The 14406-nt window shown below is 44.4% G+C and carries 14 protein-coding genes; 1 reads left to right on the top strand and 13 read right to left on the bottom strand.

All coding sequences use genetic code 11. From position 1 onward, the window contains the following. Nucleotides 1-90 precede the first annotated feature (90 nt). The 9 genes from V1L52_RS00805 to V1L52_RS00765 form a co-directional block, all read right to left on the bottom strand. Nucleotides 91-783 carry a hypothetical protein gene (locus V1L52_RS00805; protein WP_428770397.1) on the bottom strand — a complete coding sequence of 231 codons (693 nt, stop codon included), beginning with the start codon at nt 781-783 and terminating at the stop codon, nt 91-93. A gap of 130 nt (nt 784-913) precedes the next feature. Further along, nucleotides 914-1753: a metal ABC transporter permease gene (locus tag V1L52_RS00800; RefSeq protein ID WP_428770396.1), complete on the bottom strand. Its 840-nt coding sequence runs from the start codon at nt 1751-1753 to the stop codon at nt 914-916. Next, entirely contained in the window at nt 1726-2427 is a 702-nt protein-coding gene (locus V1L52_RS00795) for a metal ABC transporter ATP-binding protein (RefSeq protein WP_428770395.1), read from the bottom strand. The genes V1L52_RS00800 and V1L52_RS00795 overlap by 28 nt, the downstream gene beginning before the upstream one ends. A 91-nt stretch (nt 2428-2518) precedes the next feature. Beyond that, nucleotides 2519-3715, bottom strand: coding sequence for a metal ABC transporter substrate-binding protein (locus V1L52_RS00790; RefSeq protein ID WP_428770394.1), 1197 nt, complete (start codon nt 3713-3715; stop codon nt 2519-2521). Next, on the bottom strand, nt 3712-4164 hold the full coding sequence (locus V1L52_RS00785) for a Fur family transcriptional regulator (RefSeq protein ID WP_428770393.1): 453 nt from the start codon (nt 4162-4164) through the stop codon (nt 3712-3714). Before V1L52_RS00785 ends, V1L52_RS00790 begins: the two co-directional genes overlap by 4 nt. Nucleotides 4165-4249: 85 nt before the next feature. After that, nucleotides 4250-5113, bottom strand: a complete 864-nt coding sequence (locus V1L52_RS00780) for a carbohydrate ABC transporter permease (protein WP_428770392.1) — start codon at nt 5111-5113, stop codon at nt 4250-4252. 11 nt (nt 5114-5124) lie between these two features. Beyond that, nucleotides 5125-6042: a carbohydrate ABC transporter permease gene (locus V1L52_RS00775; RefSeq protein WP_428770391.1), complete on the bottom strand. Its 918-nt coding sequence runs from the start codon at nt 6040-6042 to the stop codon at nt 5125-5127. 87 nt (nt 6043-6129) lie between these two features. Continuing rightward, a complete protein-coding gene (locus tag V1L52_RS00770; protein ID WP_428770390.1) occupies nt 6130-7377 on the bottom strand; it encodes an ABC transporter substrate-binding protein in 1248 nt (415 codons plus the stop codon). A 158-nt stretch (nt 7378-7535) separates the two neighbouring features. Next, the gene (locus V1L52_RS00765) at nt 7536-8645 is read right to left on the bottom strand and encodes a phosphotransferase enzyme family protein (RefSeq protein WP_428770389.1); all 1110 of its coding nucleotides are present in this window, start codon (nt 8643-8645) and stop codon (nt 7536-7538) included. Nucleotides 8646-8843: 198 nt separating this feature from the next. Between V1L52_RS00765 and V1L52_RS00760 the strand changes: the two genes are divergently transcribed. Next, on the top strand, nt 8844-9539 hold the full coding sequence (locus V1L52_RS00760) for a queuosine precursor transporter (protein WP_428770388.1): 696 nt from the start codon (nt 8844-8846) through the stop codon (nt 9537-9539). A gap of 32 nt (nt 9540-9571) precedes the next feature. On the opposite strand, the gene V1L52_RS00755 is transcribed toward V1L52_RS00760, so the two are convergent. Genes V1L52_RS00755 through V1L52_RS00740 form a run of 4 tightly spaced genes read right to left on the bottom strand, consistent with a single transcriptional unit; the run spans nt 9572 to nt 14028 of the window. Next, entirely contained in the window at nt 9572-10801 is a 1230-nt protein-coding gene (locus tag V1L52_RS00755; RefSeq protein ID WP_428770387.1) for an ABC transporter permease, read from the bottom strand. 13 nt (nt 10802-10814) lie between these two features. Further along, nucleotides 10815-11504 (bottom strand): ABC transporter ATP-binding protein, encoded by a 690-nt coding sequence (locus V1L52_RS00750; protein WP_428770386.1) that lies wholly within the window; start codon nt 11502-11504, stop codon nt 10815-10817. A 4-nt stretch (nt 11505-11508) separates the two neighbouring features. Then, nucleotides 11509-12552 (bottom strand): efflux RND transporter periplasmic adaptor subunit, encoded by a 1044-nt coding sequence (locus V1L52_RS00745; protein ID WP_428770385.1) that lies wholly within the window; start codon nt 12550-12552, stop codon nt 11509-11511. A gap of 42 nt (nt 12553-12594) precedes the next feature. After that, a complete protein-coding gene (locus V1L52_RS00740) occupies nt 12595-14028 on the bottom strand; it encodes a hypothetical protein (protein WP_428770384.1) in 1434 nt (477 codons plus the stop codon). Nucleotides 14029-14406: the final 378 nt, after the last annotated feature.

Below are 14406 nucleotides of genomic sequence, written 5' to 3'. Positions count from 1 at the left end.
TAAGAATAAAGTTTTTACTGTATTTTTGGCGGTAATTTCGGGCACTGTATATTAGGCTTGCAATATAAGCCTTGAAAATTTTCAACGATATCAAAAACTAAAATAATCGTATAAATATAATTCATCGGATTTATACAATATATTATCAAGTTCTTCGGCAAAAGTAACAACGGTAAATATTTTTTTTGCTTCGGAAAAGTCGGTTTTATATTTCTCAGTCAGTTTGTACTTTTTAAATGCTTCCATCTTTCTATCTTCCAATTCGTTGTATTTAAATTCTTTTTTTTGAACAACTTGTCCGTTATGAATTTTTATTATCAGATAGTTTTCATATATAGAATCATAACCGCTGTATATTTCTTTTATACATTCTCCGGCCGGGATTATTAAAACACCGGAATAAAAATCACAAAAAAATGATGTTTTACTATCAAATAACTTGCTATAAATTGATATATCTTTATTTTCGGGGTTCCCGATATTCTCCAAAGAAACGGTATGAACTATTATATCGTATAAATATAATAAATCGTTTTTTATTTCAAAATAAGCTGTATACCCTCTCCAACATGCAGAGGAAACTGAAAAATTTTTTATCGTATTGACGACCGTAATATATTGATTGTGAAAATCTTCAAATTGAAGTAATTGATTTATAGGATTTGTAAACAACTTGTGTTCAATATCATTAATCTTAATATAATCGCTTTCCTGTTCCGTTGCATACAGAATAAGGTTTATGCTTATCGATAGTAAAATAATAAGAATTTTTCCGGCTTTCATCTCAGGCTCTCTTTATTTTTTCACTTACATTCCTTATCACATTCCGCTTTTTATTATATCCCTTTTAATCTTTCCGGGCAATGTGCCGATTCCCGATGTGCCGCAGCCTCCGCGTTAGGTTAAAGCAGTGTTATTTTTTTATGAGGCCGATGAGGGCACAGATGCCGAAACAGATAAGGTTCGCTGTTACGATGCTTGCTCCTGCGGGGGCGGACCAGACAAAGCTTGCGATGATTCCGATAAAAAAACAGAGGACGGAAAAGAGGGCCGAACAGATAACGACGGGGCGGTAGGTTTTAAAGATGCGCATTGCGCTGAGGGCGGGAAAAATAATGAGGCTTGAAATCATCATAACACCGACAAAGCGCATGCCTGCGGCAACGGTGAGGGCGGTTAAAATCGCCAAAAGGGAATTATAGCGTCCGGTGTTGAGTCCTGCGGTGGAAGAAAAGGTTTCGTCGAAGGTAACGGCGAATATGCGGTTATATAAAAGGGTATATAGGCTTATGACGACGATACCCAAAACGATGCTGATGTACATATCGGTGCGGCTCATTGCGAGGATGCTGCCGAACATAAAGGCGGTAACGTCGGTGTTTAAGCCGGATGTAAGGGAGGTAACGAGGATGCCGAGGGCAAGGGCGCTTGACGATAAGAGGGCGACGGCGGCATCTCCTTTTATATCGGATGATGAGCTGATACGTAAAAGCAAAAAGGCGGAAGCGACAACGACGGGGATTGAAACCGCCAAGGGGGAAAAGTTCAGGGCCATGGCTATGGCGAGGGTGCCGAATCCGACATGGGACAATCCGTCGCCTATCATTGAAAAGCGCTTTAGAACGAGGTTGACTCCGAGAAGGGCGGCGCACAGGGCTATAAAGCCGCCTCCGACGAGGGCGCGGATAATAAAGGTGTACGAAAATAAATCTTTTAAAAGGTCGATCATCGGCAGCAAGTCTCCACGGCGCACATGGTGCGGTATAAATCGGTGGTACGGTAAGCGGTTGAGCTTCCGTAAAAGAGGGGACGTGTGTGCATGTGCAAAATATGGGATGCGTTTTCAACAGCGCGGCGCACATCGTGGGAAACCATAAGGACGGCGATACGGTCGTTTGTGTTCAGATTTCGGATTAATTCGTAAAACTCATCGGTAACGGCCGGGTCGAGACCGGTAACGGGTTCGTCCAATACGAGTAAATCGCTTCCGGCGCAGAGGGTACGCGCCAAAAGGACGCGCTGCTGCTGACCGCCTGAAAGATTGCGGTAGGGCTGCTTAAGGAGGTTTTGTATGCCGAGGCGTTCGGCTTGTTTTTCGGCTTCGAGGCGGTCTTCTTTGGAATAAAAGGGGCGAAGCCCCTTATGACGCAAGCGGCCGGACATGAGGATTTCAAAAACGGAGGCGGGAAAGTCGCGCTGCACGGCATGTTGCTGGCTTAAATAGCCGACCGCGCAGTTTGTGCGCTCGACGGCACCGCTTTTAATCGGTATAAGGTTTAAAAGGGCCTTGACCAGGCTTGTTTTTCCCGAACCGTTCGGGCCGACAACGCAAAGATAATCGCCCTGTTCCATATCGAAGGATACATCCCGTACCGCTTGGCGGCTTCCGTAACAGACGTGAACATGTTTTGCAGACAGTATAGTCATTGCACCTCTTTTTTTATACCGATTTTCCCGCCGGCCTGTCTAAAAAGTAACCGACTTTTTAGACAATGCCCTTTATTAATAAACGGGCCGTTTATTTTAAACCTTTTTTAAGACTTTCGGCATTGCGCATCATAAGCGATACCCATGTTTCGCCGGCTTTAAAATCGTCTTTGCTCAGGTTGTGAACCGTATGCAATTCCAAAACAGCGGGCTTTGTGCCGCCCTTTTTCGCCGCACCTTCGGCAACGGTTTGAGCGATTTTCCGGTTGCTCAGCTCCATTGCAAAGACGGCGGGAACCGAGCGTTCGGCAGCCTTGTCTATAAGGAAGGCAATGGTCGATGCATTTGCTTCAACGGCGGTACTGCAGCCTGAAAAAGCCGCGCGGTATTCCAAGCCGTAGTAATCGACAAAATAGCGGAGCGGAAAACGGTCTCCCATAAGGATAAATTTATCGGAAGCCTTATTCACAACCGAGGAGATTGTCTCGGCGGTTCGCTTTATTTCACGGTTGTAGTCTGCCGCATTTTTTGTAAAAAGGCCGGCCTTTGTTCCGCCGGATTTTCGGGCATCCGCTTTGATTAAGGCATCGCGTATTGCATTAACCATTTTAGCCGCATTTGCAGGCGATGTCCAGATATGTTCGTCGGCTTCATGACTGTGTTCGTCTTCGTGTTCGTGATGATGGCCATCATGATGTTCGTGCGCTTCATGACCGTCATGTTCATGGCGGTGTTCGTGCGCTTCATGGCCGTCATGTTCATGGTGATGCTCATGTGCCTCATGACCTGCATGATCGTGATCGGCATCATGGGAGTGTTCCATGCCTTCAACGATTTCTTCTTCAACGAGGTCTACATAGTCGGTTAAGCGGACGACAACTTTGCCGCTTATGTCCATGGATTCAAGAATTTCGTGCACCCATTCGTCGCTTTCTCCGCCGTTATAGATAAAAACGTCGGCTTTTTGGATGGCCGCAATATCGGCGGGAGAGGGGTCAAAAGAATGAATTTCCATACCCGGTTTTACAAGCAGTTTTAAAGCCTTATCGGCTTTGATTTTATCGGCCGTATTTTGCAAAACCCTTGCGCTTTGTGCATCGGGGGCTCCGTACATAAGGGCGCGCGTAAAATCGTATATGGGGAAGATGGTCGTAACAACCGAAAGTTCCGTATCGCTTTTTTTATTTTCGGCCTTTGAGCCGGAAACGGTATCTTTGGTTCCTCCGGCAAAAGAAAGAGCGGCACACAGCAGAACCGATGCAAACATAAGTGTTTTTGTTTTTTTCATATTAAGTTTTCTCCGTTGTTTTCACCGCAATCGCCGCAAAGCCCGTACAGCACCGTTCTGCCCGTATCGAGGGTAAAACGGTGAGTTTCGCTTATGTGCGATGCAAGTGTTTGAATATGTGAACAGTTAAGATGAATCAATTTACCGCAGGATGTACACTTGAGATGGTAGTGCTCGCCGCAGCCGGAAGCTTTGTTGATATATTGATAGCATGCCTCATCACCGCTTCCCGCATTGTATTTGCGGATAACTCCTTCTTTTTCAAGCTTATCCAAGGTACGGTAAATCGTCGCAAGTCCGGGCGTTTTTACCGTTTTATTCTCAGCCGCCTTGTTCAAAGCGTAAAAGAGTTCTTCGGCGGTAAAATGCCTGTCCTGTGCGTGTTCCAAAAAGCCTATAATACAGTCGCGCTGCTTTGTATTGTAGGCTTCTTTTATCTTTTCCGTCATATGAAAATGATAATCATTCTCATATTTAAAGTCAAGAGGGGGATTTTAACGGGTAGTTATCGCGGATAAACAAAAGCCGGAGCTCTCAGCCCTTAATGGCACCGCCGGTAACGCCGTTGATGATTTTTTCGGACAAAAAGAGGTAGAGTATAAAGGTCGGCAAAAAGACAATGACGACGCTTGCAAACATACCGCCCCAGTCGCCCGTATAGCGCATGGCGGAAATCATATTGTACAAGCCGACGGCAACGGGGCGCACGGAGGTTTTATTCGCAAAAATCAACGACATAAAATATTCGTTCCAAATCGTAATAAAGTTGAAGATGGACACGGTTATAATGCCCGGCTGTGCGAGAGGAAACATAATCGTCCAAAAGGTACGCATCGGAGGGCAGCCGTCTATTGCGGCGGCTTCTTCATAGGTAAAGCTCAAGTTTTTAAAAAATGCCAAAAGATAAAAGAGGGCAAAGGGAACATTTATTGCAATGTACAAAAAGACAATCAAAAAGCGGTTATTCGTCAATCGGAAGGCCGATGCAAGACCGAACAGGGGCATGATAATCATAATCACCGGAATACCGAGGGCCGAGGCGAACATGTTTTGCAGCAAAAGGTTGCCTTTAAATTTAAAGCGCGACAATACATAGGCCGCCGGAGCCGCTATAAGCACTATCATCGTACAGGAAATCAGCGTATATAAAAGGGAGTTCATAAAGAATACGGATACCTTTTGCGTTTTCCATGCCTTTATATAGTTTTCAAAATGAAAACCCGTTTTAAACTTAAACATGTGGTCGGAAAATATTTCACTCGATGTTGAAAGCGAGGCGAACACAACCCAGCCCACCAGCATAAAGGTAAAAATCACCCAGAGCGTTAAAAGCGTATAACCGGGAACCTTGCCGGCCTTATATAACAGGGTTCCTTTTTTATGTTTATACGAATTCATTACCGCCCTCCTTACATTTCAATATCATCGTTTTTAACAATGCGTTCCGTCGAAAAGAAAATTATAATAACAAGGAACATCATAACAACGCCGATTGCGGCTCCGCTTCCGCTGTCGCGGATGGTAGAAGCCGAAGAAGAAGCGCCGAATACCAATTCATACATATAATTCATCGGTGCGACGGTATCGTTCGACAAATTGACCGGACTGAACAATTGTCCCCAGACAAAAAAGCCGACCGTATATACCGTCCACATAACGATATTCGTTCTGATAACGCCGCGTAAAAAGGGGAGCGTAATGTTCACAAAACGCTGCCAAGGATTACAGCCTTCAAGATAGGCGGCCTCGTAATAATCGGCCGGGATTTGCTCTATACCGCTCATAAAAATCAGCATATGGTAGCCGACCATACCGAAACAATAGGCGACAAGCATGCTCCAAAAACGGGTACCCGGTCCCGTCCACAAAACCTTCGACAGGTCGTTAAAACCGACGGCATTAAACACATTATGTAAAAGTCCGTAGTCGCTGTTGTACACGTAGTTTATCCACATGGTACCCATAGCGACGGCACTGACGACGTTCGGAAGATATATGATACTGCGGTAAAAAACCTTAAGCCGGGCGGGAACTCCGCTTGTTAATATAACCGCAAGCAAGAGAGCTAAAAACATAACACCGGCACCGCCCCAAAACCAGAGTCGGCCGATGTTTTTCATTGCCTGTAAAAACATGGGGGTAGTAAAAATCTTGATATAATTGCCCACGCCGTTAAATGACCAATCCGACAGGGAATCGGAAACGCTTTCAACCGCAAAAAAACTCATAACAAAGGTTCTGAGGGTCGGATATAAAAAGACTGCAAGGTAACAGAATACGGCGGGCGTCAAAAAGATGATTATCATCGGTTTATTTTTTCTCAGCATAAAACGTTCCCCCTATAAAGGGCCGGAAACGGGATTGTTACAAGCGGCGCTTTTACAGTCCGTTCCCGGCAAAATACCGATACGGGCTTATTTTGCCATTGCGGCGGCAAAGCCTTCGGCATTCAAATCACCCTTAATCAACTTTGCAAAGTTTTCTTTAATCTTTGCGTTGATTTCGGGATCGTTTTCCATACCGACTGCCCAGTCAAGGCGGTTGGTCGTATTATCGACGATAACCTTGGCTTCGGCAAGCTGAGAAGGCCATGCAGTGTTGTTGCCGGCGGGAATACCGATGCTTTCTTCGGCTAAGCGTTCATCCCATTCGCCGGTCGTAAGCCATACGATAAGGCGGAAAGCTTCTTCCGGATACTTGGTATTTTTGTTGATACCGAAACTTTGGCATCCGTAGTTGTTCGCTTCAATTCCGTCACCCTTTGCGGACATCGCCGGCCAGGCAAAGGCACCCCAGTTCAAATTCGGAGCTTGAGCTTTGATTTCGTTGGGAAGCCATGTTCCGTTCAGGTACATGGCAACCTTACTTACGGCCATTTCTTCAACCTGTCCTGCGGGCCAAATGTTGGAAGCGGCCTTGGGGCTGATATAGCCCTTTTTCGCCATGTTTTCCCAGATTTTACCGAATTCAAGAACCTGAGGACCGGTAAAGTCTTTGTTGTTTACCATTTTGAGCGTTTCGGCTTCACCGACAAGGCGGTCCATATTGTAGCCGAAAAAGCATGCCATGTAGGCATCGTCTACCGTGATAGCCGGAATACCGATTGCCTTTAACTTTTCGCAGGCTTCCAAAAATTCGCTCCAGGTTTTGGGAGTACCGGTGATACCGGCCTTTGCAAACAAATCTTTATTGTAGAGGGTAACAAAGGCTGAAGGCTGGTAGGGAATATTTTTTACGCTTCCGCCGCCGAGTTCTTTAGCCAAATTGTAAAGGGTTTTGTTTACAACGGTGTTGTACGCCTTTCCTCCGGTCGTGGAATAAGCCTTTGCGGCATATTCATCGAGGGGGAGAAGGTATTTTCCCCATGCATTCAAAACACGCTCAATATCTTCATCGAAGAGATCGATCGTTTCACCCGCATCGAGGGCAGGCTGCAAGGTTTTGCGGATTTCACGGCCGTTGAAGTTTACTTCAACCTGAATACCGGTTTCTTTCGTGAATGCGGCAACCGCTTCGGCTATAACCATACCCTGGGGTTCGGCCTCATTCCACATCGTCCAGTATACGAGTTTGGCTTTTTCCGCCTTTTTTCCGCTGCAAGCCGTAAAGACAAGCACGATTCCGAGACAAAGAGCTGAGAGAATTAAAAGAGCTTTTTTCATAATTCCTCCTAAGCTTTGCGGCACCCGCCGAAAAGCTCCGATTAAAATATGCATACCGGAAAATCCGGATTGCTGCCTTTATAAGGGACTGTCCGAAAACTTCGGCTTCGGACAAAAACCGGATTCCGAGCGTACGATTCTCTGCGGCACGGCCCGGTTCAAAAATCCCGCATTATCGATTCAATGTCGGCTTTTTGCGCATCCATCGATTTTATAAGCGTAAGCTGGGTACGCGCCCTGTCCAAATTATGCGAGGGGCGTTCAATCTTATAATAGACGTCGCCGTTCAAATAGTCCGTTAAAAAACGTACCGCCATAATTTGAGCAAATACCCTGCCCGATTCGGCTATCAAACTTTTTTCATAATCGGTTAAAAAATCGGAGGCTTCGCTCATATAGCCTCTTATTAAAGCCCGGAACAAGTCCGCATTAAAACCGACCTTGCTCAAATCACGCTCGTCTTCGGCACCCGTATTGGTTGCGGTACGGATAAGGTCTCCCGTATCGAACAGTACCGTACCGGGCATAACCGTGTCGAGGTCGATCATACAAATCGCTTCGCCGCTTGCATCGTCGAATAAGATATTATTCAGCTTGGTATCGTTATGCGTAATGCCGCTTTTCAGTCTGCCGTTTGCAAGACCGTCGCTGAGAACCGTTCCCCTCTCGCGGTTTGCCTGCAAAAAATCGACTTCATCTTTAACGGAGGAAAGCCTGGCTGCCTTATCGCAAGCAATCGCTTCATCAAGCTGAGCGTAGCGCCAATGCATATCATGAAAACGGGGAATCGTTTCGTATAAAACGGGACCGGTATAATCGGAAAGCTGCTTTTGAAAGGTTCCGACCGCCTTACCGACCTTATATGCCAAATCGGTTCCGCTCATTATCTCAAGGGTTGAAGCATGCTCGATAAATACATAGGTACGCCAATAGTCCCCCTCCTCATCGAGGAACCAAAGCTTACCGTCTTTTGCAGGTACAAGCTGCAAAACCCGCCGGCTCGGGGAAACAGAAGCATTTTGTTCCGCAGACAGTTTATGGTAAATATGTCCGGTAACGTTGTGAATATTTTGTACAACCTGTTCCGGATTTTTAAAAACGTTCTTATTGATCCGCTGGTGGGTATAGCGGACGCGGGTTCCGCCCTGATTCCATACCGAAAGATAGGTATTGTTTATATGACCGTTTCCGAAACCTTTAAAGGATTCCAAATTACCGTATAGGGCAAATTGATTTAAAATATGCCGAACTTTTTTTTCTTCCATCATAAATAGAATTGCTCCGTTCTCTAAAGTATCAACGCAGCTGCAATTAAACCTGAGCCAAGTATACTACTTATTTATTTTTTTATCTATACCCCTGTACCGAACTTGAAAACAACACTCTTGCGTTTTTTTTATTTCTTTGATAGAGTCTGGAAAATAACGCGGTTTTCCGCAAACACTGTTTTATATCCGGAGAAAAATATGTCTAATGAAATCCTGTTGATTTTTTCCGTTTTGTTATATTTCGGAATCGTTTTGGTACTTTTACGTTTATTTAAGGAACAGGGCATGTACCTGTGGACGGTTATCGCAACAATTACGGCAAATATCGAAGTTTTGATTTTAGTGCGCGCCTTCGGCATGGAACAAACCCTCGGCAACGTTTTGTTTGCGTCCACCTTTCTCGTTACCGATATTCTAAGCGAACTGTACGGTAAAAAGGCGGCTAAAAAGGCGGTTATTTACGGCAGCGTCACCTCGGTACTTTTCATCGTTTGCTCGCAGTATTGGCTGTTATTTTCACCGAGCGAAAACGACTGGGCAATGGAAAGCATGAAAACCGTTTTTTCCAATACACCGCGCATTATGATTGCGGGCATTGCCGCCTACGTTATCTCGCAGTTTTTCGATGTATGGCTCTATCATAAATGGTGGGATTTTACAAATAAAGTGTGCGGTACAAAAAACGGATTTCTTTGGCTGCGCAATAACGGTTCAACCCTGATTTCCCAACTGATCAATACCCTGCTTTTTACATGGGGCGCCTTTTTTAAAATCTATCCCGTATCGACGCTTATATCGATTACGCTTTCAACCTATGTTATTTATATAATCACCAGTATCGCCGACACTCCGTTCGTTTACGCCGCACGGAAAATGATGAAAAGCGAAAAGTAAAACAAGGCGGTTTTGCAAAAGCACCCTGTCCGCTATTCTGCAAGAGCTGCTACAGGATCCAGTTTTGCGGCTTTGACGGCAGGGTGCAGGCCGAAAAAGATTCCTATGCTTACCGAAACGGCAAAGGCTATAAGGGTGCCGTTTAAGTTAAAGCTGTAGATAAACTCGGGAGGAAACATAGAAGTTATAACGAATTTGCTTATCATTGAGCCGAGTATTACGCCCGCAAAACCTCCGGTAAGGGTTAACGCGGCGGACTCTACCAAAAATTGGTTTCTTATATCGGCATTGGAAGCTCCGAGCGCTTTTCTTATTCCTATCTCCCGTTTACGTTCGGTTACGGTAACAAGCATTATATTCATAATTCCTATACCGCCGACCAAAAGCGAAATACCCGCTACAGTGGTAAGTACAAGATTTATCATATCCATCACTTTGGAGAATTGGTCAAATTCGTTTTTTGCGGAATATGTCCACACCGAATGTTCATAGCCTCCTCCCAGTTCGGAAGAAATCTTTTTTATTTTTTCTTCCGCCGCCGTTCCGTCTTCGGCGCTGTAAAGAACAACCTCGGCGGAATCCACGTCTTCCGAATCTCCGGCTCGAGCCAGTTGATTTTTGTAAAACTGTCCGGGTACATAGACCGCCTGAGACGAACGTATCAGCCAGCTGTTTTTTTCTTTTAAGACTCCTATAACGGTGAAATCGAAATTATAGGGCGGCGAACCCGAACGGGAGCCTATTTGGAGCGTAAGGTTTTTTCCTACGGCGTTTCCTTCCGGAAAAAGTTCTTTTGCAATACCGTCTCCGATAACGGCTTTTTGAAAACCCCTTGCATAGTCGCTTAAAGAAAAAAAACTTCCGTAATCAAGTTCCATCCTCAGCGCTTCAAACCTTCCCGGCTCTACCGCCGAAACCGTTTTTGCTCCTACTGATAAATCTTTTCTGTTTACATGGGCATTAAAAGTATTCGCATAAAACACATTTTTAATTTCGGGAATCTCCGTCATAAGGCGTTTGCGATAGCTGTCATTAAAAACAACATAAGCCCGCCGTGTATTTCTGTTCCATTGCTGCCAAATTGTAATGACGTCCATGTTCATATCTTTAAATTGATCCGCAACGCTGGTATACAGTGAAGAGCCCATTGTCGTAACGATTACTACCGACATTACACCGATGATAATTCCGAGCAGGGATAAAACGGTTCTTGTTTTATTTGTTTTGAAATTATGCATTGCGTTTATAAAATCTTCAAACATTTACATATCTCCGTTAAGGCCGTTTTATATCCGACACAATCAAACCGTCTTTTAAGTTGATTGAACGCGGAGCCATTGCTCCTATGTCCAAGTCGTGTGTAACAACTATGACGGCGGTTCCCTGCCTGTTTATATCGAAAAAAAGGTCAAGTACGGATTTTCCCGTTTCCGAATCCAAGGCTCCGGTCGGTTCGTCGGCAAGAATTATTTTGGGACGTGTTACAAGGGCACGCGCAATGGCAACGCGCTGTTTTTGTCCACCCGAAAGCTCATTGGGCCGATGTTTTAACCTGTCGCTCAAACCGACCTTGTCAAGTTCTTCGGCGGCCCGCCGTTTTCTTTGTTCAATAGGAATTCCCTGATACCTGAGAGGGAGCATAACATTTTCCAGCACGTTAAGGTTATAGAGCAAATGATATTGCTGAAAAACAAAGCCTACCGTTTCGTTGCGTAAAACAGCCAAATCTTTATCGCTCATCATAGCGGTATTTTCCCCCGCTATAAAAACATCTCCCTCGGTAGGTCTGTCAAGGCAGCCTATCATATTCATGCAGGTGGATTTTCCGGAACCCGAAGGCCCGAGTATCGAAATAAATTCGGAAGCGCCGGCTTCAAAAGAAATACCTCTCAAAGCATGAACCGCAAGCTCTCCTACGACAAATGTTTTGTGCACATCTTTCAGACAAACAATACTGCCGGCCATTTTATCACCAATCGAAGTCTTTTATGCCGGTACTGCCGTGATTAACCAATGAATCGCCCTCTTTCACTCCCGAAAGGAATTTAATAAAGCCTCTGGTATACGGCGATATTTCCACTTGAACGCTTTCGGTTTTACCGTTTTCGTTTATTTTATCTACAAAGGGTTTTCCCTCTTCATAGCGGACGGCACTTTGCTCGGCTATAAGGATTTCCTCGTCTTCACCCGCAATTATGGTGCCGGAAAAAGAATAGCCGGGTAAAATTCCTTCAGGCGGATTTTTCACTACGATTTTTACGTCCAATACCGTGTTGCCTCTCTGGGCATTAAGGCGCGCTATGGAAGGATAGGCGGTTACTTCACCTTCTACGCTTACGCCCGGTACTGCCGAAAAATTCAACAAAACCTTTTTGCCGACGGCAAGACGGAACGCATCCGACTCCGATACTTCCACCGTTGCTTTAAAATAAGAGCGGTCTATCAGTATGCCGAAATTATCCTGAGCTTTTGCGTACTGTCCCTTATCCAAATTAAGGGCGGCAACCACACCGTCGAATTTCGCATACACGCTCCTGTCTTTAAGCTGTTTTTCAAAAAGGGCTTTTTCTTTTTCCATAAGACGCAGAGCATACGAAGCCCCGTTAATTTTTTCCTTTTCCATTGAAAACTCGTGCTTTGCCAACTGCACTTCCTGATAGGCGGTATCCAAAGCAAAAAGAAGCTGACCTTCTTTTACCGTGTCGCCCTCTTTTACATTTACTTTTTCTACAATACCTTCGCCGGGCGACTGAAATTTCTGTTCCCGTGCGGCTTCAATATAACCGGAAATCTGTATTTGATTTTTAGCGGTTTCTTTTTGAACCGTTATCGGCGGAAGTTCTACCGCTTTCTTTTTTTTGGGAATAAAATAATAAACGAGAAAGGCGGTAAAACAGATTAAAACGGCAAACCATATAATCTTTTTCTTTTTCGCTCTCTTTGCCCGCCTTTGTGCGGCGGATTCCGTTTTTACTTCGGTTTTTATTTCATTACCGTTACCGTTTTCTTCCATTACATACCCTCTTTCGGCAGCAGAGTTAAAAGAGTCCTCTTTTCAGTCTTTTTCAAAAATCAAAAAGGTTTCTATATTAAAAACCGCACTGTTTATTTTTGCATGTACGAAGCGGGCAAGGGCTTTTTTATATTCCAGCTCCGCCTGCATTTTTTCAAAAGAACTTGCAAACCCTTTTGCAAACCACGCCTTATGGTCTTCATCATTTTGTTTATATATGGAAAGCTCTTCAAAACAAAGCTTTTTTTGCCATTGAATATTTTCTCTTTTTATTTTTATTGTTTTAAATTCGGCATCAAAGGAATTTATCAAATCGCTTAATTGCAACCCTTCTATTTTGTTTTGAGCTTCCGTACTTTTTTTGTCCAAAGCATAATTCCAAGCGGCAAGAGGGCTGAACGAAATTCCTATCTTAAAAGCCGCCGTGTCAAAAGCTTTGCCGTTAACGGGAAGCTCAATTCCCGCCGAAAGTTTTGTTCCGGGAAGCTCCATGCTTACACCTGCCGAAGCGGTATGAGATTCGCCGCTTGTGCTTCCCGCATTTGTTTTTTTATAAGCATATCCCGTTTGAGCGCTTAATGAAAAAGGAGAAACCGCAAGATTCCGCTCCGCCGCATTACCGGCATACTTTTTTTCAGCCTCTTTTATAGGTATATAGTTTTCCGCGGTAAAACCGTCAATCGAAACCGCCTCCCGGTCGGGTATTGCCTGCGCAAGCGTAACCAAAAAATCATGCGCTTCATGTTCTTCTTCACTCAGGCCGCAAGACTGCAAAAACTTTTTATATGTGAGCGAAAAAGAAAAATCCGCCTGTTTGCGCTCGCGCTCCGCCGTCAAAAGCGAAAGTTCGGAAGCCCTTGATTTTGAAGAAGTTTCTCCATATCCTTGAGCCTTTACTTTTTCATAATTGATGTTTGCCTGCGTTTCGTCCGTTTCCTTATCCAAAAGAACAATGTATTCATTAAAAAGATTTTGAATATCCGAAAGGAGCTGTTTTTCCGTTAATTCCGCACCGTATGCCGCTTTTTTTTCCGCCTTGCGCCACACGTCTTCCGCCTGATGCAAAAGCAGTTTTGTCTGCTTTCGGGTTTTGCCGAAAAGCTCTGCCGACACACCTATTGCAGCCCCGTAACTTTTTATACCGCCCGCTTCCTCGCAGGGGGTACTGATCTTTAAACCGGCATTATTCAAAAGAGGGAAAGACAAATCGGCATAAGGAGAAGCCGAAAAGCCGCGCTTATTTTTATCTTTACTTACGGTAAAAGCCATATCGCCCGTACCCATGGCAAAAGAAGCGGAGGCATTATTCTTTGTTTTTTGAAAATCGTTTTTTGCAATCAGGGCTTCCAAAACAAGATATGTATAGCCGTTGTCTTTTTCCAGCCTGTAATTCAAAATATCTTCGTAAATATTTTTTTCGGCATAAAGCATAAAGGAAAAAATAAAGAAAAAGACAAACACATAAAATCTTTTCATAGGATTTTCCGCATAAAAGAGAATGTAATTGCAAGTTTATCATAACGAAAAAAGCGAGTCAACCGAAGATTTTACGGAAAAACACACCCTTTTTTATATGAATACACTTCGCACACACTATGTTCCCGGGAACAAAAAAAGTGCCGTTTTTATGTCTTCGGGAACATATGTGCATTTTGGCCTCAAATTCGGCAAAAAACACGCCAAACGATATAGAGTCTCCAAGTGTGATGCTCTAAGACCCCTAAATTCGGCAAAAAAGGGCTCAAATGTGCAGGCCGGAGTAGGGATAACGGCAGTCGATGCCGTATCTTCCGTACGTAAAAATATTCGCCTCTGTCCTAATTATTGTGAATACGGACAATAAACTTACAATAA

It is taken from the genome of Treponema sp. HNW, from assembly GCF_050320395.1.
Classification (GTDB): Bacteria; Spirochaetota; Spirochaetia; order Treponematales; family Treponemataceae; genus Treponema_C.
This window is presented reverse-complemented; position numbering and strand designations above follow the sequence as displayed.